Origin of the sequence: Pseudomonas synxantha BG33R, assembly GCF_000263715.2 — a bacterium.
GTDB classification, from domain to species: Bacteria; Pseudomonadota; Gammaproteobacteria; order Pseudomonadales; family Pseudomonadaceae; genus Aquipseudomonas; species Aquipseudomonas synxantha_A.
On the sequence record NZ_CM001514.1, the window covers coordinates 2,898,156 to 2,921,829 of the forward strand.

The 23,674-nt window shown below is 61.8% G+C and carries 23 protein-coding genes; 12 read left to right on the forward strand and 11 right to left on the reverse strand.

Features of this window, described 5'->3' with window-relative positions; translation table 11 throughout:
- Positions 1–29 precede the first annotated feature (29 nt).
- From PSEBG33_RS14530 to PSEBG33_RS14520, 3 genes are all read right to left on the reverse strand, one after another.
- On the reverse strand, positions 30–821 hold the full coding sequence (locus PSEBG33_RS14530; protein ID WP_005787894.1) for a MipA/OmpV family protein: 792 nt from the start codon (positions 819–821) through the stop codon (positions 30–32).
- A gap of 16 nt (positions 822–837) precedes the next feature.
- Positions 838–2,661 carry a serine hydrolase domain-containing protein gene (locus tag PSEBG33_RS14525; RefSeq protein ID WP_005787895.1) on the reverse strand — a complete coding sequence of 608 codons (1,824 nt, stop codon included), beginning with the start codon at positions 2,659–2,661 and terminating at the stop codon, positions 838–840.
- 137 nt (positions 2,662–2,798) lie between these two features.
- Positions 2,799–3,680 carry a LysR family transcriptional regulator gene (locus tag PSEBG33_RS14520; protein ID WP_005787897.1) on the reverse strand — a complete coding sequence of 294 codons (882 nt, stop codon included), beginning with the start codon at positions 3,678–3,680 and terminating at the stop codon, positions 2,799–2,801.
- 131 nt (positions 3,681–3,811) lie between these two features.
- Between PSEBG33_RS14520 and PSEBG33_RS14515 the strand changes: the two genes are divergently transcribed.
- The 8 genes from PSEBG33_RS14515 to dctM all read left to right on the forward strand — a co-directional run bounded on the left by PSEBG33_RS14515 (position 3,812) and on the right by dctM (position 12,421).
- A complete protein-coding gene (locus PSEBG33_RS14515) occupies positions 3,812–4,630 on the forward strand; it encodes an FAS1-like dehydratase domain-containing protein (RefSeq protein WP_005787900.1) in 819 nt (272 codons plus the stop codon).
- Between the two features lie 28 nt (positions 4,631–4,658).
- Positions 4,659–5,822, forward strand: a complete 1,164-nt coding sequence (locus PSEBG33_RS14510; RefSeq protein ID WP_005787901.1) for an acyl-CoA dehydrogenase family protein — start codon at positions 4,659–4,661, stop codon at positions 5,820–5,822.
- 10 nt (positions 5,823–5,832) lie between these two features.
- Positions 5,833–7,182: an MmgE/PrpD family protein gene (locus PSEBG33_RS14505; protein WP_005787902.1), complete on the forward strand. Its 1,350-nt coding sequence runs from the start codon at positions 5,833–5,835 to the stop codon at positions 7,180–7,182.
- A 10-nt stretch (positions 7,183–7,192) separates the two neighbouring features.
- Complete coding sequence (locus PSEBG33_RS14500; protein ID WP_005787903.1) at positions 7,193–8,386, forward strand: CaiB/BaiF CoA transferase family protein; 1,194 nt, start codon at positions 7,193–7,195, stop codon at positions 8,384–8,386.
- Between the two features lie 14 nt (positions 8,387–8,400).
- Positions 8,401–9,216, forward strand: a complete 816-nt coding sequence (locus PSEBG33_RS14495) for an HpcH/HpaI aldolase/citrate lyase family protein (RefSeq protein WP_005787904.1) — start codon at positions 8,401–8,403, stop codon at positions 9,214–9,216.
- Positions 9,217–9,362: 146 nt separating this feature from the next.
- Positions 9,363–10,346: a TRAP transporter substrate-binding protein gene (locus PSEBG33_RS14490; RefSeq protein WP_005787905.1), complete on the forward strand. Its 984-nt coding sequence runs from the start codon at positions 9,363–9,365 to the stop codon at positions 10,344–10,346.
- Positions 10,347–10,508: 162 nt separating this feature from the next.
- Positions 10,509–11,141 carry a TRAP transporter small permease gene (locus tag PSEBG33_RS14485; RefSeq protein ID WP_005787907.1) on the forward strand — a complete coding sequence of 211 codons (633 nt, stop codon included), beginning with the start codon at positions 10,509–10,511 and terminating at the stop codon, positions 11,139–11,141.
- Positions 11,141–12,421 carry a C4-dicarboxylate TRAP transporter large permease protein DctM gene (gene dctM, locus PSEBG33_RS14480; RefSeq protein ID WP_005787909.1) on the forward strand — a complete coding sequence of 427 codons (1,281 nt, stop codon included), beginning with the start codon at positions 11,141–11,143 and terminating at the stop codon, positions 12,419–12,421. The genes PSEBG33_RS14485 and dctM overlap by 1 nt, the downstream gene beginning before the upstream one ends.
- A gap of 45 nt (positions 12,422–12,466) precedes the next feature.
- Here dctM and ampC read toward each other — a convergent pair whose 3' ends face one another.
- Positions 12,467–13,606 carry a class C beta-lactamase gene (gene ampC / locus PSEBG33_RS14475; protein ID WP_005787910.1) on the reverse strand — a complete coding sequence of 380 codons (1,140 nt, stop codon included), beginning with the start codon at positions 13,604–13,606 and terminating at the stop codon, positions 12,467–12,469.
- 131 nt (positions 13,607–13,737) lie between these two features.
- Here ampC and PSEBG33_RS14470 point away from each other — a divergent pair, with 131 nt between their 5' ends.
- Entirely contained in the window at positions 13,738–14,610 is an 873-nt protein-coding gene (locus PSEBG33_RS14470) for a LysR family transcriptional regulator (RefSeq protein ID WP_005787911.1), read from the forward strand.
- 18 nt (positions 14,611–14,628) lie between these two features.
- Here PSEBG33_RS14470 and yghX read toward each other — a convergent pair whose 3' ends face one another.
- From yghX to PSEBG33_RS14455, 3 genes are read right to left on the reverse strand one after another with little or no spacing between them, the layout of a single operon-like run.
- On the reverse strand, positions 14,629–15,516 hold the full coding sequence (gene yghX / locus PSEBG33_RS14465) for a YghX family hydrolase (RefSeq protein ID WP_005787912.1): 888 nt from the start codon (positions 15,514–15,516) through the stop codon (positions 14,629–14,631).
- Between the two features lie 44 nt (positions 15,517–15,560).
- Entirely contained in the window at positions 15,561–16,055 is a 495-nt protein-coding gene (locus PSEBG33_RS14460) for a PaaI family thioesterase (protein WP_005787913.1), read from the reverse strand.
- A 51-nt stretch (positions 16,056–16,106) separates the two neighbouring features.
- Positions 16,107–16,997: a DMT family transporter gene (locus PSEBG33_RS14455; protein ID WP_005787914.1), complete on the reverse strand. Its 891-nt coding sequence runs from the start codon at positions 16,995–16,997 to the stop codon at positions 16,107–16,109.
- An 87-nt stretch (positions 16,998–17,084) separates the two neighbouring features.
- Between PSEBG33_RS14455 and PSEBG33_RS14450 the strand changes: the two genes are divergently transcribed.
- Positions 17,085–18,410: a PLP-dependent aminotransferase family protein gene (locus PSEBG33_RS14450; protein ID WP_005787915.1), complete on the forward strand. Its 1,326-nt coding sequence runs from the start codon at positions 17,085–17,087 to the stop codon at positions 18,408–18,410.
- Positions 18,411–18,417: 7 nt separating this feature from the next.
- Here the strand turns inward: PSEBG33_RS14450 and PSEBG33_RS14445 are convergent, their stop codons facing one another.
- A complete protein-coding gene (locus PSEBG33_RS14445; protein WP_005787916.1) occupies positions 18,418–18,843 on the reverse strand; it encodes a nuclear transport factor 2 family protein in 426 nt (141 codons plus the stop codon).
- A 152-nt stretch (positions 18,844–18,995) separates the two neighbouring features.
- On the opposite strand from PSEBG33_RS14445, the gene PSEBG33_RS14440 reads away from it, so the two are divergent.
- Entirely contained in the window at positions 18,996–19,211 is a 216-nt protein-coding gene (locus PSEBG33_RS14440) for a DUF6434 domain-containing protein (RefSeq protein ID WP_005787917.1), read from the forward strand.
- A gap of 454 nt (positions 19,212–19,665) precedes the next feature.
- On the opposite strand, the gene PSEBG33_RS14435 is transcribed toward PSEBG33_RS14440, so the two are convergent.
- Together PSEBG33_RS14435 and PSEBG33_RS14430 are read right to left on the reverse strand one after the other, a co-directional pair.
- Positions 19,666–21,375, reverse strand: a complete 1,710-nt coding sequence (locus tag PSEBG33_RS14435; protein WP_032803506.1) for an amidase — start codon at positions 21,373–21,375, stop codon at positions 19,666–19,668.
- Positions 21,376–21,429: 54 nt separating this feature from the next.
- Complete coding sequence (locus tag PSEBG33_RS14430; RefSeq protein WP_005787919.1) at positions 21,430–22,218, reverse strand: helix-turn-helix domain-containing protein; 789 nt, start codon at positions 22,216–22,218, stop codon at positions 21,430–21,432.
- A gap of 83 nt (positions 22,219–22,301) precedes the next feature.
- Here PSEBG33_RS14430 and PSEBG33_RS14425 point away from each other — a divergent pair, with 83 nt between their 5' ends.
- Entirely contained in the window at positions 22,302–22,607 is a 306-nt protein-coding gene (locus tag PSEBG33_RS14425; protein WP_005787922.1) for a DUF2834 domain-containing protein, read from the forward strand.
- Between the two features lie 134 nt (positions 22,608–22,741).
- Here the strand turns inward: PSEBG33_RS14425 and PSEBG33_RS14420 are convergent, their stop codons facing one another.
- Positions 22,742–23,665 (reverse strand): sugar ABC transporter substrate-binding protein, encoded by a 924-nt coding sequence (locus PSEBG33_RS14420; protein WP_005787924.1) that lies wholly within the window; start codon positions 23,663–23,665, stop codon positions 22,742–22,744.
- Positions 23,666–23,674 lie beyond the last annotated feature (9 nt).

Here is a 23,674-nt window from a genome sequence, read left to right on the forward strand (position 1 = left end):
CCACATTTGGATTGGGTTACCAATTTGAATCAGAAGGTGTATTCCACCATCCCCATCACCGACGTCTGCAAGCGGCGCTCCACAATCGGGCTCTTGCCCGCTTTATCCGCCAGGTACTGCACATCCAGCAGCGTCGAGAACTGTGTGTGCTCGCTGATTGGCAAGCTCCACGTAAGGTTCATGCCATTGCTGATATTGCCGCCGCTGGCCTTATATGCCTTGAAGCGGCTGCGCGCGGCTTGGCCGGTGGTCACGCCGTACCAGGTCTGCAGGTAGTCACGGTCACCAAAGTGGCTGTTGATGGCAGCATCGACGGAACCGAAGCGCCCCTCATACAGATTGGTACCCAAGCTCAACTCCACGTGGGTAAAAGCCTTGCCGGTGTCCTTGTGTTTATCTTCTTCAAGCGCATGTTCCAGGGTGGCACCGATGATCACGCCGCCGAGGTTGTAGGCGGCACTCACCCCCAGTTGCGGGCGTGATTTGATCTCGCCCATGCCTTTGAGGCGTTTGGAACCGGCATGCATGCTTTCGTTTTTATCCTTGCGCGAATCGCTTGCGCCAATGTATGCGCTGAAGCTCAAGGCATTGCCTTCGTAACCCCAGCCCAGGCCCGTATCAGTGTCGAGGAAGACGCCCCAAGGGCTGATGATTTTGCCGCCCAGCACAGGCGCCGTCATGCGTTCGTCGCTGCCACTGTAGCGGGGGGCGTTGGCTATGCCGGCCTTGAGGCTGTATTGCCAGTCTTCGGCAAGCGCCGTGTCGGCGGCGGCAAGCAGGCACAGTGAGGTCACTGACAGGCACAGGTTTTTTGCGTGCATCAGGTGTTTCTCCAGGTTAGAAATTCAAGGGTGTGTGGGGGGACTGGGTGCGTTTGAAGGAATAACCCGAAGCGCTCAGCCCGTTGACCTGGCGGCTGACGGTGTCGCCCAGGCCGTAGCCGGTGCCGGCGAGTACCGCGTGGGCGTTGTCGACCGGCAGCAGGATGTAGTCAGTCAGTGGCTCGTCGTGCAATTGGCCGCGGATCACCAGGAAGCCGTCTTCCAGGCGCACGCTGATACCGCTCAACGGTGCGTCGGGTTCATGGCTATTGAGTACCTGATAGGTGCCGATGGTGTCGGCCCAAGCCGTAGACAGGGTCGGCGGCTCGATGCGCTCACCGATGGCAATGCGTTGGCCGTGGCTGCGGGCCGTGAGCATCTGCCGGCCTTGTACCGTCACTACATCAAGCTGGATGCGACCCAGGTCGCCCAGGTCCTTGAGCCAAAAACCCAGGACCTTTTTCTGCGCACGCAGCCAGCCCTGGTCATCGCGTAGCAAGTCGAAGGTGTAGCCGGCCAGTTCGCCGGCCAGGCGCTCACGGTCATCCTTGATACGGAATATGCCCCAGGGGGTCGCGTAGAACCCGGCCAGGCGCTTGCGGTCGACGGCCGCTGGCACGTGGCGCAGTTTCAGACCGTGGCTGGGAGCCCGGCAGTCGTCGGCGCAGGCGCGCTCGCCGGTGTGTGCCTCAAGCATCAGGCGCAGGCTGTCGGTGGCCAACGACACCACCATCTCTTCGGCATTGCTGTCGTTGGCCATGATGATCACGGCCAGTTGCTGGTCCGGCAGCAGGGTCAACTGGGCGGCAAAATCATCGCCGCCGCCGCTGTGCTGGTAAGTACGCACCCCAGGGGTAATCGGCTCGTCACCGCATGGCGCCAGAAACCAGCCCAGGCCCATCTGGCAGTCAAAATCCAAGGCGTTGCCGGTGTTTTGCTGGGTGAACATTTGATCTATTGAAGCGCTGCCCAGCACGCGGTTGCCCTTGTAGGTGCCTTTGGCAAACAACATCTGCACGTAGTGACTCAGATCCTTGGGGCTGGCCCACAGGCCACCGGCGGCAAGGTCGCGTACCTGGGCGTCGGTGCTGGCGTTGCCGTCCTCATAACCCAGGGCGCGAAAGCTCAATTGTGCACCGGTGCCGAGGAAACTGGACTGGTTCATGTGCAAGGGGGCCAACAGGCTGCTTTGTAGCTGGGCCTCGAAGCTTTTGCCGCTGCTGCGCTCGATGGCGGCACCCACCAGCGAGTAGCCGAGGTTGGAATAGGCCACCTGAAAACCGGGCGGGCTGCTCAGCCATACGCCCGACACGCGCATCGGCATCTGCCCCATGGCATAGGTGCTGTGCAGGTCACGCAGGTGCTCACTGGGCAGGCCGGATTGATGGCTGAGCAAACGCCGTAACGTGATGGCGCGATCTGCTTCGGCCTGGTCGTCATGAAAGCGCGAGCGTACGTAAAACTCACGCAGGGTTTGCTGGATCGGTGCATCCAGTGCCAGGCGCTGTTGCTCCACCAACTGCAACGCCGCCGTGGCGGTGATCAGTTTGGAAATCCCCCCGGCGCGAAACGCCGTGTTGGGCGTCACCGGTACGCCCTGGGCCTTGTCGGCCAGGCCAAAGCCTCGGGCCCAGATCAACTCCTGGCCATTGACCAGGGCAATCGACAAGCCTGCCACATTTTCCCGGACCATCTCCCGGGGTATGCGGGTTTGCAGGTAACGGATGATCGCGCCGTAATCGCCTTTTTGAATCGGCGGCGGAGCAGGCGGTTGCGAGTGGCAACCGATACTGCTCAGCAGGCAACCCAATAGCGGAATACCGCGCAGTCTGCGAAACATCAAGAGCACCCGAATGATGATTTGGATGCTGGAATGCTAGGGCGGCGGGGGCTGAGAATCTTTGAGTGCTTTGTCGGGAAACTGTCAAAGACTGTTAACGGCCAACTGTAGGCGCGAGCTTGCTCGCGCCTACAAGATCAGGGCATCAATGTGGCGATCAGTGCCCGAATGGTCCCCGGCAATGCCTCCAGCTCGCGCACCAGAATGCTGCGCTCGCGAATCGCCCAAGGCTCGTCCAGCTTCACCGTCACCAACTGCATGGTGCGGCTGTGGCGCTGGGCGGCGGACTCGGGAATGATCCCGATGCCCACGCCGGCCTCGACCATCCGGCAGATCGCCTCGAAGCTCGACACCTGGATGCGCAGCGACAACTGCTTGCCCAGGCGCTCGACATGTTCGCGCAGGAAACTCAGCAGCGTGCTGCCTTCATGCAGGCCGATATGCTGGTAGGCGAGGGTTTGTTCGAGGGTGACCGAAGGCTGATCGGCCAAGGGATGCCCGACGGGCACCATCAGCACCAATTCATCCGTACTGAAATGCAGAACTTGCAAACCCGCCGCTTCCACGGGGCCGGCAATAATGCCCATGTCGCTGGTGCCATCGAGTACGCCGCGCACGATGTCCCGAGACAGGCGCTCCTGCAGGTCGACGGTCACGCCTGGGCGCTGGGACAAAAAGCCCGCCAGCACTTCCGGCAAGAACTCGGTGACCGCCGTGGTGTTGGCGAAGATGCGGATATGCCCGGCTGAATCCACGCCGTATTGGGTGAACTCGCTTTTCAGGTAATCCACCTGACGCATGATCAATCGCGCATGGTGCAACAGGCGTTCGCCCGCCGGGGTGATCTCCACGCCACGACTGTCGCGGTACAGCAGGCGAGTATCGAGCTGACCTTCCAGGGCCTTGATCCGCGCACTGGCGGCAGCCGGCGACAGAAACGCGCGCCTGGCGCCCTGGGTCAGGCTGGGGGATTCGGCGATATGGATAAACAGGCGCAGGTCGGCGAGATCAAAGTGCATGCAAGACTCCCGGTACAGGGTGGCGGCGTTCAGCATAACCGAACGCTGGTTTATTAAAATGCAAATTCTCAGAACGGGCAGTCCCTTGCATGATCGGCAGCAGACACCCACTGCCTGAGGATCTGCACCCGATGAGCGCCACTGATTGGATCGGCCGAAGCGAGACCGCCCACGACCACCTGAGCCATAACCTGCTCAAGCGCATCGCCGCCACGTTCGGTGAAGGGGTGCCTGCCGACGGTGCAGCCGTACCCGCATTGTGGCAATGGTGCTTTTTCCAGGACCCGCTGCCGGAGTCGGCCCTGGGCAGCGATGGCCACCCGGCGCGCGGCGGGTTCCTGCCACCGGCCGATAACCGTAATCGCATGTGGGCCGGTGGGCGTATCGAGTTTGTGCACCCGCTGCGGGCCGGCGAGGCGGCGACCCGCGTGTCTACCATCACTCAGGTCGAAGAAAAGACCGGTCGCACCGGTTCGCTGTTGTTTGTCACGGTGCGCCACGACTATTCCCAGGCCGGGCGCCTGGCGATCCGCGAGGAACAGGACATCGTCTATCGCGAGCCCACGCCGCCCAAACCCGGCAGCGGCGATGTTCTGGTTCGGGGCGAATGGACAGAAGCGGTGGAACCGACACCAACCCTGCTGTTCCGCTACAGCGCCGTGACCTTCAACGGCCACCGCATCCATTACGACTATCCCTATGTCACCGCCACTGAAGGCTACAGCGGCTTGGTGGTGCATGGCCCACTGATCGCCACCTTGAGCCTGCGTGCGTTCTGCCGGGCGCACCCTGAAGCCACGCTGCGCCGTTTCATCTATCGCGGCGTGCGCCCGTTGATTGCACCGCAGCCGTTTGAAGTAGGCGGGCGCATCAGCGCAACCGGCGTCGCAGAACTTTGGGCTGGCAACGCTGAAGGTCTGGCGCAGACCGCCCAGGTGCATTTCGAATAACCCAAGAACAACAGGCGGAGAGCCGCGCATGAACCCCAATGACAACGAAGAACTCAATGCTATCCGCGAAGGCGTGCGCGCCTTGTGCGCCGAGTTCGATGCCGCCTACTGGCGCAAGATCGACGAAGACAAAGGCTTCCCCGAAGCCTTCGTCAAGGCCCTGACCGCTGCCGGCTGGCTGTCGGCAATGATCCCCGAAGAGTACGGCGGTTCCGGCCTGGGCCTGGCCGAAGCGTCGGTGATCCTCGAAGAGGTCAACCGTTGCGGCGGTAACTCCGGCACCGTGCATGGCCAGATGTACAACATGTTCACCCTGTTGCGTCACGGCAGCGCGGCGCAAAAGCGCTTCTACCTGCCCAAGCTCGCCAGCGGTGAACTGCGCTTGCAATCAATGGGCGTCACCGAGCCCACCACGGGCACTGACACCACCAAGATCAAGACCACTGCGATCAAACGCGGCGACAAGTACGTGATCAACGGTCAGAAAGTCTGGATCTCTCGAGTGCAGCATTCCGACCTGATGATCCTGCTGGCGCGCACTACGCCCCTGGCCGAGGTGAAGAAAAAGTCCGAAGGCATGTCGATCTTCCTGGTCGACCTGCGCGAGGCCATCGGTAACGGCCTGACCGTGCAGCCCATCGCCAATATGGTCAACCATGAGACCAACGAGCTGTTCTTCGACAACCTGGAACTGCCGGCCGACAGCCTCATTGGCGAAGAGGGCAAGGGCTTCAAATACATCCTCGATGGCCTCAATGCCGAGCGCACCCTGATCGCCGCCGAGTGCATCGGCGACGGCCGCTGGTTTATCGAAAAGGCCAGCGTCTATGCCCGCGACCGCGTGGTATTTGGCCGGCCCATCGGGCAGAACCAGGGCGTGCAATTCCCGATTGCCGAAGCGCATATCGAGATCGAAGCGGCTGACCTGATGCGCTGGCGTGCCTGTGAGGAATACGACAGCGGCAAGAACGCCGGCGCCAGCGCCAATATGGCCAAGTACCTGGCGGCCAAGGCGTCGTGGGAAGCAGCCAACGCTTGCCTGCAAACCCACGGTGGCTTTGGTTTTGCCTGCGAATACGACGTGGAACGCAAATTCCGCGAGACGCGCTTGTACCAGGTGGCGCCGATTTCTACCAACCTGATCCTGTCCTACGTGGCCGAGCATCTGCTCGAACTGCCACGCAGTTTCTGAGGGCCTGAGCATGCGTCATACCCAAGCCCTGTGCCAATTCCTCGCTGATCTGACCTACTCGCAGTTGCCCGAGCACGTACTGGATCGCATCGAGGAGCTGTATCTGGATTGGCTCGCCTCGGCGCTGGCCAGCCAGGGCGCACACCCGATTCCCCTGTTCGAGCGCTATGCGCAGACGATGGGGCCCGGCAGCGGCCCGGCCCAGGTGATCGTCAGCGGCGCCAGCAGCAGCGCGTATTTTGCGGCACTGGTCAACGCGGCATCGTCGCACCTGGTGGAGCAGGATGACCTGCACAACAGTTCGGTGCTGCACCCGGCCACGGTGGTGTTTCCCGCCGCGCTGGCGGCCGCCCAGGACCTGGGCAAATCGGGTCGCGATCTGTTGCTGGCTGCGGTGGCCGGTTATGAAGCCGGGATTCGCATCGGCGAGTTCCTGGGCCGCTCGCACTACCGCATCTTCCACACCACGGCCACCGTCGGCACCCTGGCGGCGGCGGTCGCCGTGGGCAAATTGCTCGACTTCAACCAGGAACAGTTCATCAACCTGCTCGGCAGTGCCGGCACTCAAGCGGCAGGGCTGTGGGAGTTCTTGCGCGATGCCGCCGACTCCAAGCAACTGCACACGGCCAAAGCCGCAGCGGATGGCTTGCTGGCGGCTTACCTGACAGCCGATGGATTGACCGGTGCGCGCAATATCCTTGAAGGCGATCAAGGCTTGGCGGCGGGCATGTCGAGTGATTCAGAACCGAGCAAGTTGTCGGCTGACTTGGGGAGCCGCTGGGCGCTGGTGGAAACTTCGTTCAAGTTCCACGCTTCCTGCCGCCACACCCATCCCGCTGCGGATGCGCTACTGGACGTGATGCAGCGTGAAGGCTTGAGCGCGGCGCAGATCTGCCGAGTGGAAACCCGCGTGCATCAAGGCGCAATCGATGTGCTTGGCCGGGTGACGGTGCCGACCACCGTGCACCAGGCCAAATTCTCCATGGGCACCGTGCTTGGCCTGATCGCGGTGCATGGCGAAGCCGGGTTGCCCGAGTTCCATGAACTGGCGTTGACCGACCCTGCGGTCGCGGCCTTTCGCGACAAGGTCAGCATGACCCTCGATCCCGAGGTCGATAGCGCCTATCCGCAACGCTGGCTGGGCCGCGTCACCGTCACCACCACCGATGGCCGCACGCTGCACGGCGCCATCGACGAGCCCAAGGGCGACCCGGGCAACACCCTGAGCCGCGCCGAACTGGCGGATAAGTTCCAACGCCTGACTCACTTCAGCGGCGCCCGTACCTCCGCCCAGGCCAGTGGCCTGATCGAGCAGGTATGGAACCTGCGTAACACCGTGTCCATGGCCCATTGGCTTTGAGGAATTTGTCATGAGTAATCAACGACCGCTGGACGGCATCACGATTGTCAGCCTGGAACACGCGATTGCCGCGCCATTCTGTACCCGCCAATTGGCCGATCTTGGCGCCCGCGTGATCAAGGTCGAGCGCCCCGGTGCCGGTGACTTTGCCCGGGGCTATGACGAACGCGTGCGCGGCCTGGCATCGCATTTCGTCTGGACCAACCGTTCAAAGGAAAGCCTGACCCTGGACCTCAAGCAGAACGAGGCGGGCGCCATCCTTGAAGCGCTGCTGGCCGATGCCGATGTGCTGGTGCAAAACCTTGCACCCGGCGCGGCGGCGCGCATGGGCTTGTCGTTCGAGGCACTGCATCAACGTTTTCCAAGGCTGATCGTCTGCGATATTTCCGGCTATGGCGAAGGCGGGCCCTACGAGAAAAAGAAAGCCTACGACCTGCTGATCCAGAGCGAAGGCGGCTTCCTGTCGGTGACTGGCGGCCCGGGTGATGAGCAGATGGCCAAGGCCGGTTGCTCCATCGCGGATATCTCCGCGGGCATGTACGCCTACAGCGGCATTCTTTCGGCGTTGCTGCTGCGGGGCACAACCGGCAAGGGCAGCCGTATCGATGTGAGCATGTTGGAAAGCCTGGTGGAGTGGATGGGCTACCCGATGTATTACGCCTTCGACGGCGCGCCGCCGCCCCCGCGTGCGGGCGCGGCACATTCAACGATTTACCCCTATGGGCCGTTTCCCACCGGTGATGGCGGCACGGTGATGCTCGGGTTGCAGAATGAGCGCGAGTGGGCGGCGTTCTGCGACAAGGTACTGCTCACTCCAGCGCTGGCGACGGACGAACGTTTCAGCGCCAACTTCAAGCGTTCGGCCAACCGCGAGGCGCTGCGCCAGATTATCGTGGACAGTTTTGCCCGGTTGGACGCCGAGGCGGTGATTCAGCGTCTGGAGGATGCGCAGATCGCCAGCGCGCGGGTCAACGATATGCAAGGCGTATGGGCCCACCCTCAACTCAAGGCCCGCGACAGTTGGCGTGAAGTCGACAGCCCGGCCGGGCCGTTGCCCTCGCTGCTGCCACCGGCGCGTAACGCCGCGTTTACCCCGCGCATGGATGGTGTGCCGGCGCTGGGGCAACACAGCCAGGGCATTCTCGACCAGCTGGGTTATTCCGGTGAAGCCATCGACAGCCTGCGTGCGCGCGGCGTTATCTGATCAGGAAGTGTGCGATGCCAAAGCCCTTAGTACGTTCAGCATTGTTTGTGCCGGGCAGCCGCCCGGAGCGGTTCGCCAAAGCCTTGGCCAGCGGCGCCGACGCAGTGATTGTGGATTTTGAAGACGCCGTGGAAGAGCCGCTCAAGCGCCAGGCCCGGGGCAACCTGGGGATGTTCCTGCAGGCCCACCCCGAGGCCCAGGTGTGGGTGCGCATCAATGCGCCGGAACACGTCGAGCATTTTGAGGATGTGGCGTTCTGCAAGGCTCATGCAAATGTCGCGGGAGTGCTGCTACCCAAGGTCGAGAGCGCAGCCCAGGTCGCCGTAGTGGCTGCCACCGGCAAACCCATCTGGCCGATCATCGAAAGCGCTCGCGGCTTGTTGGCGGTGGCCGAGATTGCCCATGCTCCGCTGGTGGAGCGGCTGTCGTTCGGTGGCTTGGACCTGGCCCTGGATCTGAACCTGAGCAGTCATTCCCGCGCTGCTGAGTTTGCCCTCGACCAGGCGCGCCTGTCACTGATCGTGCATTCCCGCGCCGCCGACCTGGTGGCACCGCTGGACGGCGTACATCCGGCCATCGACGACCCAGAGGGCCTGCGCAGTTCGATCCGGCACGCCTATGAAATGGGTTTTGCCGGGGCGTTGTGTATCCATCCCAAGCAGGTTCCGGTGATTCATCAGGCTTTGGCGCCCAGCGCCGAAGAACTGGCCTGGGCCAAGCGGGTAGTGGAGGCGAGTGCCCATGGGGCAGGGGCCTATCAGATTGATGGGCAGATGGTGGATGCGCCGGTGTTGCTGCGGGCACAAAGACTGCTGGCTGCCCAACCCTGACTGGATAAGCCTTCCCACAGGATCGACATGTTCCTTGAGGTTGGTGTTCGGCCAGGCCGAACGCAGGTATCTAAAATTCGAAATTCTCAATATGCAGCACATCAGGCACTTTGCCTTACAACACAACAATAAGAAGGTGATTTCCCATGCTCAAGCTCTCTCGGGCGCTGCTGTGCGCCGCCACCTTGTTCGCCGCGGGCCTGGCCCAGGCGGCTGACCCGATTGTAATCAAGTTCGCCCACGTGGTGGCCGAGAACACACCCAAAGGCCAGGGCGCGCTGCTGTTCAAGAAGCTCGCCGAAGAACGCCTTCCCGGCAAGGTCAAGGTCGAGGTGTACCCCAACTCGTCGCTGTTCGGCGATGGCAAGGAAATGGAAGCGTTGCTGTTGGGTGACGTGCAGATGCTGGCGCCGTCCCTGGCCAAGTTCGAGCAGTACACCAAACAGGTGCAGATCTACGACCTGCCGTTCCTGTTCAACGACCTGGCTGCCGTCGACCGTTTCCAGGCCGCCCAGGGCAAGCAACTGCTGACTGCGATGCAGGACAAGAACATTCTCGGCCTGGCCTATTGGCACAACGGCCTCAAGCAACTCTCCGCCAACAAGGCCCTGCACGAACCCAAGGACGCCCGTGGTCTGAAGTTTCGCGTGCAAGCCTCCAGCGTGCTTGAAGAGCAGTTCAAGGCGATCCGCGCCAACCCGCGCAAGATGAGCTTTGCCGAGGTTTACCAGGGCTTGCAGACCGGCACCGTGAATGGCACTGAGAACACCTGGTCGAACTATGAAAGCCAGAAGGTCAACGAGGTGCAGAAGTATTTCACCGAGTCCAACCATGGCCTGATCGACTACATGGTGATCACCAACGCCAAGTTCTGGAACGGCCTGGCGCCGGATGTGCGCAGCACGCTGGAGCAGATCATGGCCGAAGTCACTGTCGAGGTGAACAAGCAGGCCGAAGCGCTGAACCAGTCGGCCAGGCAGAAGATCATCGATGCCAAGACCAGCGAGATCATCGAACTGACCCCCGAGCAACGCACGCTCTGGCGCGAAGCCATGCGCCCGGTGTGGCAGAAGTTCGAAGGCCAGATCGGGGCTGAGCTGATCAAGGCAGCGGACGCTTCCAACCAATAGTCCCAGGGCGTACTGAGGTCCAATGTGGGAGGCGGCTTGCTCCCAATAGCGGTGGATCAGAGACAGACCTGCAAGCTGACACACTGCTATCGGGAGCAAGCCCCCTCCCACATTTCGGGCAAGTTCCACCCTGGTATTTCATTTGCCTCGCGAGGTTTTGCCATGCAAACGCTAAGGCGCGTCTGGGAGCACCTGGAGGAAGGCTTTATTGCCTTCCTGCTGGCCGCCATGACCCTGGTGACATTCGTCTACGTCATGCTCAATAACATCTACACCCTGTTCTTTGCCCTGGCGGATAAATGGGCCTGGAGCAGTCATTTCTTCAATGCCCTGGGCGACACCACCATGACCTGGGCCCAGGACATGACCTGGAGCGTGGCGCTGACCAAGGCCATGTTCGGCTGGTTGATTTTCTTCGGCATTTCCTACGGTGTGCGCACTGCCGGCCATTTGGGCGTGGACGCGTTGGTCAGGTTGACCAAACGCCCGGTACAACGCCTGCTCGGGATGCTCGCCTGCCTGTGCTGCCTGGCCTACGCCGGCCTGTTCATGGTCGCCAGCTACAAGTGGGTGAGTGCGGTAATGACCGCGCATATCGGTGCCGAGGACCTTGACCAGTTCGGTATCGACGTCGGTGACATCGTGGTGATCGTGCCCATCGGTTTTGCCCTGGTATTGATTCGCTACCTGGAAATTTTCTACCGCATCTTTACCCACCGTCAGGTCGGGTTGGGGTTGGCCGACGAGGCCGGGGAGGCCAGCAAGTTGGCCGGCAGCCATGAGGAGCGTCACTGATGGCCGTGCTCTGTCTGTTTCTGCTGTTGTTCGTGTTCATGTTTCTTGGCGTGCCGATTGCGATTTCCCTCGGGCTCTCCGGCGCGGTGTCGATCCTGATGTTCAGCCAGGACTCGGTGAGCTCCCTGGCGATCAAGCTGTTTGAAACCAGCGACGCCTATACCTTCCTGGCGATCCCGTTCTTCCTGCTGTCCGGTGCCTTTATGACCACCGGTGGTGTGGCTCAGCGGCTGATCGACTTTGCCAATGCCTGTGTCGGTCATATCCGTGGCGGCCTGGCGATTGCGGCGGTGCTGGCCTGCATGTTGTTTGCGGCGCTGTCCGGCTCGTCACCGGCCACGGTGGCAGCGGTGGGCTCGATTGCCGTGGCAGGCATGGTGCGTTCCGGTTATCCGAAGGAGTTTGGTGCGGGGATCATCTGCAACGCCGGGACCTTGGGTATCCTGATTCCGCCTTCGATTGTGATGGTGGTGTATTCGGCAGCGACCGAAACCTCAGTGGGCAAGCTGTTCATGGCTGGGGTGATCCCGGGACTGTTGCTGGGCCTGATGTTGATGATCGCGATCTACATCGTCGCGCGTATCAAGAAGCTACCCGCGCAACCACGGGCGACGTTCCGCGAGTGGCTCAGTTGCGCACGCCGGGCGTTCTGGGGCCTGTTGCTGTTGGTGATCATCCTCGGCGGCATCTACAGCGGCATGTTCACCCCCACCGAAGCAGCAGCGGTGGCGGCGGTGTACTCGGCGTTTGTCGCGCTGTTCATCTACAAGGACATGGCGCTGCGCGATTGCCCCAAGGTGCTGCTGGAATCCGGGCGGCTGTCGATCATGCTGATGTTCATCATCGCCAACGCCATGCTGTTTGCCCATGTGCTGACCACTGAGCAGATCCCCCAGGAAATCACTGCGTGGGTGATCTCGGAAGGACTGACACCGATTGGTTTTCTGATCATGGTCAACGTGGTGTTGCTGATTGCAGGCAGCTTCATGGAGCCTTCGGCCATTGTGTTGATCCTGGCGCCGATCTTCTTCCCGATCGCGATGAAGCTCGGGATTGACCCGATTCACCTGGGAATCGTGATGGTGGTGAATATGGAAATCGGCCTGGTTCATCCGCCGGTGGGACTGAACCTGTTCGTGACCTCGGCGGTGACCGGGCTGACATTGGGGCAGACCATTCGCGCGGCGATGCCATGGCTGATGATTTTGCTGGTGTTCCTGATCATGGTGACTTACTTGCCGTTCATTTCCCTTGCGCTTCCGCATTGGCTGGGGATGTAAGGTGGGGGGGATTTCCCCCTCCCACATTTGTTGATTGTTTCGGCCTTACTGGTCCATCGCACTCAAGATCGCATGGGCCACTTTTACCCGCTCGGCATTCGGGTAGTTCTTGTTGGCCAGAATCACCACGCCCATATCCTTGCTCGGCACATACGCCACATACGCACCAAAGCCACCGGTAGAGCCGGTCTTGTTGTACAACACGTTGGCCGGCTGCGCCTGGGCCGGGTTGAGCCAGGTGACCTTGTGCGGCTCCATTGCCATCGGTGTTGAGTTACCGTCGATCAACGCTTGCAGGGTGATGGGGTAGGGGTAGCGCTCCCAGCCCAGGCCCTGGGTCATGCCGTTCACGGTGTAGTAGCCCGCGTGGGTGGCGGCGATGGCCTGTTGCACGGGCTGTTCCAGGGTTTGCGGGTGCATGTTCGCAATGACATAGCGGGCGAGGTCCTGGCTGGTGGTCTTGAGCCCGTAGGCTTCACTGTCCAGGGCGCCGGGGCTGACGCGCACAGGTTTTTGCTGCTTGTCATAGCCTTGGGCATATTGGCTGGCTTTGTCAGTGCGCACGTTGACATAGGTGTTGGTCAACCCTAGCTTGGGCAGCAGCGTCTTCTCCATGGCAACGTTGAACGGCTGGCCCAGGCTTTGCGCGGTCAGGTAGCCGAACAGGCCGATGCTGGGGTTGGAGTACAAGCGTTGTTCACCCGCAGCGTAAGTGGGCTTCCAATGCTGGAAGTAGCCCAGCATGGTCGATGCACTGTCGGCTGCATCCGGAAATTGCAGCGGCAGGCCGCCAGGGGTATAGGTCGCCAGTTGCAGCAGGCTGATGCGATCGAACGCGCTGCCGGCCAGGGACGGCAAGTACTGGCTGGCTGTGTCCGACAGTTTGAGCTTGCCGATGGCCTGGGCATAACCACCAAGGGTGGCGGTGAAGGTTTTGCTCACCGAGCCAATTTCGAACAGCGTGTTTTGAGTGACCGCGGCCTGGGTGTCCTTGGCGGCTACGCCGTAATTAAAGTATTGCACCTTGCCCTGGTTCACCACCGCGACCGCAAGGCCGGGGATGCCTTGCTGTTGCATCAAGGGTTTGATGTTGCTGTCCACGACCTGGCGCATATCGGTGGCGGCCATACAGCCGCCGGATACGAGCAGCAAAGCTGAAACCAGGTACTTTGGCTGATATTTCATGGTGATTCGCTTCCATGTAAAGGTGGCAATGATGATCAGAGCCTGCGCAGGCGTGGCAAATCTAGGTGGATTTTATACCCGGAGCAAACGATGATATCTCGCACCAGCCATTAGAAAAATTGGGGTAAGCCTTGTTGCGTTCCCATCTGCCCCTCAATGCCCTGCGCGCTTTTGAAGCCTCGGCGCGCCATTTGAGCTTTACCCGCGCGGCCATCGAGCTATGCGTGACCCAAGCCGCAGTCAGCCATCAAGTCAAAAGCCTCGAAGCGCAGCTCAATGTCACGCTGTTCAAGCGCCTGCCACGCGGCCTGATGCTCACTCGCGAAGGCGAAACCCTGCTGCCGGTGTTGCGGGAAGCCTTCGACCGCATTGCCCACACCCTGGGCCAGTTCGAGGGCGGTCACTACCGCGAGGTGCTGACAGTGGGCGCGGTCGGCACCTTCGCCGTGGGCTGGCTATTGCCTCGTTTGGCGGATTTCCACAGCCGCTATCCGTTTATTGATTTGCGCCTGTCCACCCACAACAACCGCGTTGATGTCGCTGCCGAGGGCCTGGATTACGCCATTCGGTTTGGCGCAGGCGCCTGGCATGGCACCGAGGCCTGCCCTCTGCTGGAAGCACCGCTGACGGTGTTGTGTGTGCCGCAGATTGCCGAGCAATTGCACAGCCCGGCCGACGTGTTGAAGCACACCTTGCTGCGCTCTTACCGGGCCGATGAGTGGAGCCTTTGGTTGCAGGCTGCCGGGTTGCCGGCAGACACCCTGGTGCCGCGCAGTATCGTGTTCGACTCGTCGCTGGCGATGATGGAGGCCGCCCTGCAAGGCAGCGGTGTGGCCCTGGCGCCAGCGTTGATGTTTTCACGCCAGTTGGAAAGCGATGTGATCCGCCAGCCGTTCGATGTGGGGATCACGACCGGCAGTTATTGGTTGACCCGTTTGCAATCGCGGGCTGAGACGCCGGCGATGTCGGCGTTCAAGGGGTGGTTGCAGACGTGCATTGGATAAGAATGTGGGAGGCGACGGTTAGGCGAGGTATTTGCGGAACCACCCCAGGGTGCGCTCCCACGCCAGGTTGGCGGCTGCCTCGTCATACCGCGGCGTTGAGTCATTGTGAAAACCGTGGTTGGCGCCTTGGTAGATGTAAGCCTCATACGTCGTGCCCGCAGCTTTCAACGCCTGCTCATACGCCGGCCAACCCTCATTGATTCGCGTATCCAGCTCACCGAAATGCAACATGATCGGTGCCTTGATGCGCGGCACGTCTTTGGCCTCGGGTTGGCGCCCGTAGAACGACACCGCCGCGCCCAGTTCCGGGTAGGCCACCGCCGCCGCATTGGTCACGCCGCCGCCGTAACAGAAACCGGTGATGCCGACTTTGCCGGTGCTGCTGTCGTGGTGCATCAGCCATTCGATGGCGGCGAAGAAGTCGTTCATCAGTTTGGTCGGGTCGACAGTCTGTTGCAGCGCCACGCCTTTTTCATCGTTGCCGGGGTAGCCGCCCACGGACGTCAGGCCATCGGGTGCCAGGGCAATGAAGCCGGCTTTGGCCAGGCGCCGGGCCACGTCTTCGATATAGGGGTTCAGACCGCGGTTTTCATGCACCACCACCACGGCGGGCAGTTTTGCCGCAGCCTTGGACGGGCGCACCAGGTAGCCGCGCACCGTGCCGTTGCCCTTGGGCGAAGGGTAGGTGATGTAGTCGGCGACGATATCCGGATCGGTGAATTTGACCTGTTCGGCCAGGGCGTAGTTGGGGCTCAGGGCTGCCAGCAGCGCCGAGGCGGTGAGGCCGCCCAAGGTGAACAGCGCGGCACGGTCGAGAAACTCGCGGCGGTTGATCTTGCCGTGGGCGTAGCCGTCGTAGAGTTCCAGCAGTTCGGGAGCAAAGTCCTTGGCGGTAAGACGGGGCATGGGGGCAGTCCTCGATCAGCGGTTGCAGTCACTGTAGACCAGGATCACGCCTCGCGACCATGGGCGGCTGCGGCCAATTGCCCGGTGTCGACGCGTACGAAAACTGAATCGCCGATGGCCGTGAGCACATCACCGGCGTACACCTCGCAGACCACGCGGCTTTTGCGCCCGATGTCGCCTTCGACCCGTGCGCGCAGGGCCAGCGGCACGCCCATCGGTGTGGGCTTGATGAATTTGATCCCCAGGTTGCCGGTGACGCAGTCGATGCGCGGCAGGCTGCCGGGTTCGCGCTGTTCGGCGCGGTAGTGGTAGGCCATGGCGGTCCAGTTGGAGTGGCAATCCACCAGCATGGCGATCAGGCCGCCGTAGACCAGGTCTGGCCAGCCGCTGTATCTGGCTTCGGGTTGATGCTCGGCGACCACGTGTACGCCATCTTCGGCCCAGCGGCTCTTGATATGCAGGCCATGGGGGTTGCTGCTGCCGCAGCCGTAGCAGATGCCTTCTGGCGCGGTGATGTCTTGGAGAGAAGCGGTGGTCATGCAAAGTCCTTGTTATTGTTCAGGCGACTTCCCTGTTTAGCAGGCCACGCGTCAGCGGGCAAACTTCTTCGCCCCGGCCACGCAGCCGATCACCGCGACGGTCACCAGCACCATGCCCAGGCTGACCTGCTCATGCAGCAGGCCCGCGGCCAGCGCCAGGCCGAAGAAAGGTTGCAGCAGCTGCAACTGGCCGACTGCGGCAATGCCGCCCTGGGCCAGGCCGCGGTACCAGAACACAAAGCCGATCAACATGCTGAACAGCGCCACGTACCCCAGGCTCAGCCACGCCGGCAGGCTGATGCCGCTGAGGGTCGAAGGCGCCAGCAGCAGGCTCAACGGTGCCACCAGCGGCAGCGACACCACCAGCGCCCAACAAATCACCTGCCAGCCACCCAGGCTGCGCGACAGCTTGGCGCCTTCGGCATAGCCCAGGCCGCAGACCAGCACCGCCAACAGCATCAACAAGTCGCCTGCAGGGGCGGCGCTCAAGCCTTGGGCAAAGGCGTAACCCATCACCAACAGGCTGCCCAGGATGGAAAACAACCAGAACACTGGCTTGGGTCGCTCGCCGCCACGCAGCACGCCAAATACCGCCGTGGCCAGGGGCAGCAGGCCGATGAAGACGATTGAATGGGCCGAGGTCACGTATTGCAGGGCCATGGCTGTGAGCAGTGGGAAGCCGACCACCACGCCCAGAGCGACGATCACCAAGGGAGCCCATTGCTGACGGGTGGGGCGTTTTTCCTTGAATAGCCACAACAGGCAGCCCCCCAGCAGGGCGGCGAGGGTGGCGCGGATCATGGTCAGGAACACCGGGTCGAACTCCATGACCGCCAGGCGCGTGGCCGGCAGCGATCCGCTGAAAATCACCACGCCGATAAAACCGTTGATCCAACCCTGAGTGCTGACATCCAGGGTGCCGAAGCGGGCGATGCGTTCCATGACGGTATGTCCGAAAGTGGGGTTGCGTGCGGCTCATCCTAGGGCTGAAGATTAGGACAATCAAAAAATTGTTATGGATACATCCCGATGCCCCGTGCGCGCTACAAATTGCTGGTCGATACCTTCGCCGAGGCCATCCGCAGTGGACAGATGCCTGCCGGCGCGCGCTTGCCTACTCATCGCCAGTTGGCCGCTGAGCATGGCTTGGCACTGGTCACCGCGAGCCGGGTGTACAGCGAGTTGGAAGCCATGGGCCTGGTCAGTGGCGAGACCGGTCGCGGTACCTTCGTGCGCGAAATCACCTTGCCGCCGGGGCAGGGCAGCGGGCAGATGACGGTGGCGCCGGGCCTGCTCGACCTGAATTTCAACTACCCGTCCTTGCCTGGGCAGGCCGAGCTGTTGCGCACGGCGTTGCGCCAGTTGGCGCTGTCGGGCGATCTGGAGGCACTGCTGCGTTACCAGCCCCATGCAGGGCGTGTGCATGAGCGCGCCGCCATGGCTCGGCACTTGTTGAACCGAGGACTCACGGTGGACGCCGAGCAGGTGCTGGTGGTCAGCGGCGCCCAGCACGGCTTGGCGGTGACCCTGATGACGTTGCTCAAGCCTGGGGATGTGATCGCGGTGGATGCGCTGACCTATCCGGGCTTCAAGGCGCTGGTCGAAACCCTGCACCTGGAAATCGTCGCCATCCCGGTGACCACGGCCGGCCCGGACCTGGACCATCTGCATAGCCTGTGTCGCCAGCGCCCGGTACGTGCGGTATACAGCATGCCAACCCTGCATAACCCGCTGGGCTGGGTACTGAGCCTGGAGCAGCGCGAGCGTTTGGTGGCGATTGCCCGGCAGCACAACCTGATGATCGTCGAGGATGGCGCCTATGCGTTTCTCGCCGAAGATGCACCTGCGCCGTTGGCGGCACTGGCCCCGGAGCGCACGGTGTATGTGGGTGGGCTGTCCAAGAATGTCGCCGCCGGTTTGCGCATAGGGTTTATCGCGGCGCCTTCAGCTTGGGTGAGCAGGTTGGAACGTACGATCATGGCCACCACCTGGAGCGTGCCAGGCGTGATGAGTGCCATTGCAGTGGCCTGGCTCGAAGACGGTACGGTGGCGCAACTGGAAGCGCAAAAACGCGCGGATGCTCAAGCTCGCCAGGCATTGGCAGCCCAAGTGCTGACGGGCGTGCGGTATGTCAGCCATCCGTCATCGTATTTTCTGTGGCTGCCATTGGCCGAAGAGGCTCGCGCTGATCAAGTCGCCATGACCTTGCAGCGCGAAGGCATTTGCGTGTCCACCGCCGAACCGTTCGCAGTCTCGGCCCAGGTGCCCCATGCACTGCGCGTGGCCCTGGGGTCGGTGCCGATGGCGCAGTTGCGTGGGGCCCTGGAGACGATACGCAAAGTGGTGGCGTGGTGAGCTGTGCTCAGTATTTGTAAGCCTGCCGCCCGATCAGTAGCCACTTGCCGTGTTGCTTCTGCCAGATCTGGAAGTTGTCGATATCGGTTGGCGTGTCCACACCGCTGTTCACCGCCAAGGCATGGAAGTGGTTGCGCACCAGGGCGGTATCGCCGTTAAGGGTGATGGTCTGGTTCTGCATTTCCAGAGTCTTGAAGGCGCTGGTGTGGGTTTGCAGGTCGGCGATAAATTGCGCCTTGTTCTGCACTTTGCCGCTGGAGTGGCCGTAGGTGAGCGTGTCGGATGTCAGCGCGTGAAGTTGCTTGACGTCCAGATGCAACATGGCTTGGGTCAGTTGGTCGACTGCCTGGGCCACTTCCTTTTCAGCGGGGGCGGCGGCGACGTAGCTGGAAAACAGGCACAGGAAGCCGATCAGCACTTTGAGGTTGGGCATGGGTGTTCCTTGTTTTTGTTGGGTGGATACGACGATGTATGTCGTCGTACAACCATGCAATAATTTCGGCAGGGAAGGAAAGTGAAATTTTGAGGTGGTCTGAAATGATTCGAGGTTAGAGTGGTAACCAGCACCCCATAGCCGAGGTAAAAATGGCTTTTGACTGGCACAGCGACCCTCTCACCCGTGGGACACCGGTGACCCCGAGCTATAAAAACACTCAGAACGTGCGCCGTTTCATGCGCGAACAGTGCGGGCCGACGTTCAAGTTCAACCGCCCCTTTATGGCGTGGATTCTCAATGGCGTCCCGAAGACTATGGGTGATGTGGTGGACGAGTGGCAGCGTCGCGAGGTGACGCTGCCCTAAGCCATGGTGCTTGATTGCAAATACAGCAAAATGTGGGAGGGGGCTTGCTCCCGATGGCGGCCTCAGGGCCGACCAGGATGTTGGATCAGACTGAGTACATATCCGTTATTGGGGTAACGGCCGCTATGGGTTCCGCCCTTACGGCGGCTCACTTTTGAACAGCACAAAAGTAAGCAAAACGCTCTTGCCCCACCACTCGGCACCTCGCTCAGGCTCGGTGTGCCCGTAATCCGCCAGTGATTTGGGGGGCCGCCGCCACGCGCCATCCATGGCGCGGGGCGGCTAAACCGGCATCCCTGCCGGTTTACCCCCCAAATCCCTGTCGAATTACGGCCAGCGTGGTTTAACGGGGCGCCTGAGATCAAAAGCAGATCAAGAGCGGCTCGCTTCGTATCGTGGTTACTGTTGGCGACTGCAAAGTTGTGTAGATACCCCTCACACATTTGAATTGCTTTTATTCGCTGGGCAGCGGCGGTGTGCGTGGCGGGATCACGCGTTTGCTGCCGGTGGCTTCAAACGCTGCGGCAAAGCGCAGCAGCGCCGAATCATCATAAGCACGCCCGGCAAACGTCAGCCCCACCGGCATACCGATATCCGCCATCAGGCCCATCGGCACGGTGACGGTGGGCACGCCCAGGTGGCGAATCGCAAGGTTACCGTTGGCCACCCACACGCCGTTGCTCCAGGCAATGTCGGCAGACGCTTCGTTCACGTCGGCATCGGCCGGGCCTACATCGGCTACGGTCGGGAACAGCACGGCGTCGAGGCCGAGGTTGTCCATCCAGTCTTCCAGATCCAGGCGCCGGGTTGTTTCCAGGCCACGCAGGCCATCGGGCACGGTACCGATCTGGTCCCACGGTGTGATGCCGCGTTGGGCCATGCGCACGTATTCATCCATGCCGGCGGCGAGGTCGTCTTCACGGTTGGGCAGGGTACCGGGGTCATGGGGGAAGATCTTTGGTCCGTCCACATCCGCCAGGCGGTTGAGCGCCGGATCGTTGTTGGCGCGCAAGAAATCATCAAAGGCCCAGGCAGACAGTTCCCACAGTTCGTCGTGGAGGAACTCCTTGGACACCAGGCCACGGGTAAACACCGTCGGCGCGCCGGGACGGTCGCCTTCGCAGTTGGACACCAGCGGGAAATCCACCTCGATCACTTCGGCGCCGGCGGCCTCCAGCGCCTGGCGGGCGGCTTGCCACAACTCGATCACCGTGGCGCGGGTATTGATCCGCTGCCCGGTGGGCCCGCCGATACCGGGTTTTTCGCTGGTGCCTGCGTCGGGGTCGGCATTGATGTACATGCGCGGCACGCCAAAGCGCCTGCCGGCCAGGCTCTCGCTGCTGGTGGCCAGTGCGGCGTATGAGGCCGGGCGCACCGAGGTGACGCTGGGGATCGGCACCCAGGGTTGCAGGCGCCACAGGTCGCCGCGCTTGTCGGGGTCTTCGGCCACCACGACGTCGAGCACTTCCAACAGGTCGGCCATGGTGCGCGCATACGGCACCACGACGTCCATCGTCGGGGTCAATGGCCAGTTGCCGCGTACCGAAATCACCCCACGGGAAGGTGTGTAGGCACACAAACCATTGTTGGAGGCCGGGCCGCGGCCACTCGACCAGGTTTCTTCAGCCAGGCCAAACGCTGCAAAGCTGGCGGCGGTGGCAGTGCCCGCGCCATTGGAAGAACCGGACGCAAATGGCGCGGTCAGGTAGTCGGCGTTGTAAGGGCTTTCGGCGCGGCCATACACGCCACGCTGCATACCGCCATTGGCCATCGGCGGCATGTTGGTCTTGCCCAGGCAGATAGCGCCACCGGCACGCAGACGCTCAATGGTGAAGGCGTCGCGCTGGGCCACCAGCTTGGCAAACGCCGGGCTGCCGGATGCGGCCGTCAGACCCTTGACCAGGTAACTGTCCTTGGCCGTGTAGGGAATACCCTCCAGCGGTCCCAGGGTCTGGCCTTTGGCGCGGCGTGCATCGGACGCCTCGGCTTCTTTCAGGGCGTCAGGGTCACGCACCACCACGGCATTCAGCGCGGTAGCCGTCTGCGGGCCATCGTAGGCATCGATCCGTGCCAGGTATGCCTGGACCAGTTCAACGGCCGTGGTCTGCCCGGCTTCAAGCGCAGCGCGCAATTGGGCAATGGAGACTTCAGTAACTTGCATCACGTTTTTTTCGCCGCCTTCACGTGGGGGGATGGCGGCAGTCTACGTACAGATATTTCACAAAACCAGCGCGGCATACTTCGCGTAGGCCGCACGCATGACTTGCCAGGTAGCCTCGTCCGCAGGAATCAGATGCTCGATGCGCAACGAGGTGAGGGTAATGTCCTGAGGCATACCGAAGGTGGTGAAGGTCGACAGGAAGTTCAGCTCACCGTGCCGCGAATACACGCGTGTCAGCACCAATGGCGGAAGCTCTTGGGGCAGTTGCGTGCTGGCTGGCGCTGGCAGGTTGGCGAGCAGTGCGGCCAATCCAGGGTTGCCCAGGGCCTCACGGGCCGCACGCTGCCAGGCCAGGCTACGGATCTCTTCGCCATTGACCAGGTGATCGCCCAGTCCGCCGGATTGCAGCAGTGTGGCCAGCAGGTTCAAGCCGTCCAGCGCAGTTGGCTGGATGCCGACCAGTTCAAACAACAGGCCGGCACTGGCATTCGCCGCCAACACATCCCATTGGCTGCCTATCAGTATTGCCGGTGCGGGGTTGTTCGCGTGCAGCACGTGGTCGAGTGCTTCACGAATCGCCGCCATGCCCGGTGCGGCGAGTGGCGTGGCTGGATAACGCGGCGCAAAACCGGCGGCGAGGAACACGTGGTTGCAGCGCTCCAACGGTGTTTGCAGTGCCGTCAGCAAATGGTGCAACGTGCCCGCGCTCGGCTTGGCGCGGCCGGTTTCGATGCAACTCAGATGGCGCTGGGACACGCCGGTCATCAGGGCCAGGTCGAGCTGGCTGAGCTTGGCGTCGCGACGCAGTTGACGCAACTGTTCGCCAGCGGTGGCAGGGGTATCCATGGTTTATTCATAACCTGCGAGGTCATTGCGAAGGGCCGCACCTTATCACTACCTTGGGGCTCGATCACTCTAAGGAAGGCCCCATGCCAAGACCCTATATCGCCCTGGCCGCACTGCTGGTTTTTTCGCTCTATACCCTGGCGACTCTCCTGACCGCCGAGCAATCACTGCTCGCGTTTGGAAGGGAACTGATGTCACGGCCCGATACGGCGCAGGTGGTGATCGACCTGTATTTGATGGCTACGCTGGCGTGTGTGTGGATGTACCGGGATGGGCGCGGGCGAGGGCGGTCGCTGGCTTCGATGATGCCGTACTTTCTGCTGACGGCGGTGTTTGTGTCGGTGGGCCCGTTGCTTTACATCGTCATCAATGGATTTCGTGATGATTGATTTTCTGCACGTTCATGCCCTGTGCGGGCTGGGCGGTAGGGTAGGAGCGAGCCTGCTCGCGAAAAACGTCAGCGATCACGCGGGCGCCGCGCCGGGGCTGAACGCTTTGCCGGCAAGTTCGCTCCCTGCCAGACTCAAGGATTCATGAACGCCTGGTAGTTCTCCTTGGTGATCTGTTGATAGGGAATCGTCAGTTCCGCCGTGTACGGCTGCTGCTTGACCATCTTCACCGCCAAGTCAATGGAGCCCACTGCCTGGCCTTTGTTGTCCTGATACACCGTGACCAGCAACTGGCCTTTTTTCACCGCATCCAGACCGGCCGCGCCGCCGTCGCTGCCGGCCACCAGGATGTCCTTGCCCGGTTGCATGCCTGCCTGGCTGATAGCCATGGCCGCGCCGATCGCCATTTCATCGGCATTGGCCACCACGGCATCGATTTTGCGCCCGGATACGATCCAGTTGTTCATCAGGTCAATCGCCTTGCCGCGCTGCCATTCGGCGCTTTGTTCCTCGACAATCTTGATGTCGGGGTAGTCCTTGAGCACGGTTTTCACCCCCAACGTGCGGTTGTGGGTCGCGTTGTTGGAGAGCAGCCCGAGCATGATCGCCAGGTTACCCTTGCCTCCCATTTTTTCGGCCAGGTAGCGCATCTGGATTTCACCCGCTTTGATCTCGTCCGAGCCGACATAGCCCACGCCGGCCGGCACCTCCTTGAACTCCGGGCGACGGTTGACATACACCAGCGGGATCTTGGCTTGCTGGGCGTTGAGGGTCATTTTCTGGGTGGCTGCGGTGTCTACCGCGTTGACGATAATTGCGTCCATACCCTGGGCGGTGAAGTTCTGCACCTGGTTGAGTTGGCGCACTACATCGCCCTGGGCGTCTTCGAATTGCAGGGTGACATCAGGCAGTTCCTTGGCGTGGGCGGCCATGTAGTCGCGCATTTGCGCAAGGAATACGTCGTCCACCTGGGCGATGCTCACGCCTATACGAATATCGGCAAATGCCCAGGGACTGATCGCAAGGGTCAGCAGTGTCGCAAGGAGTTGCTTTTTCATGGTTTGCTC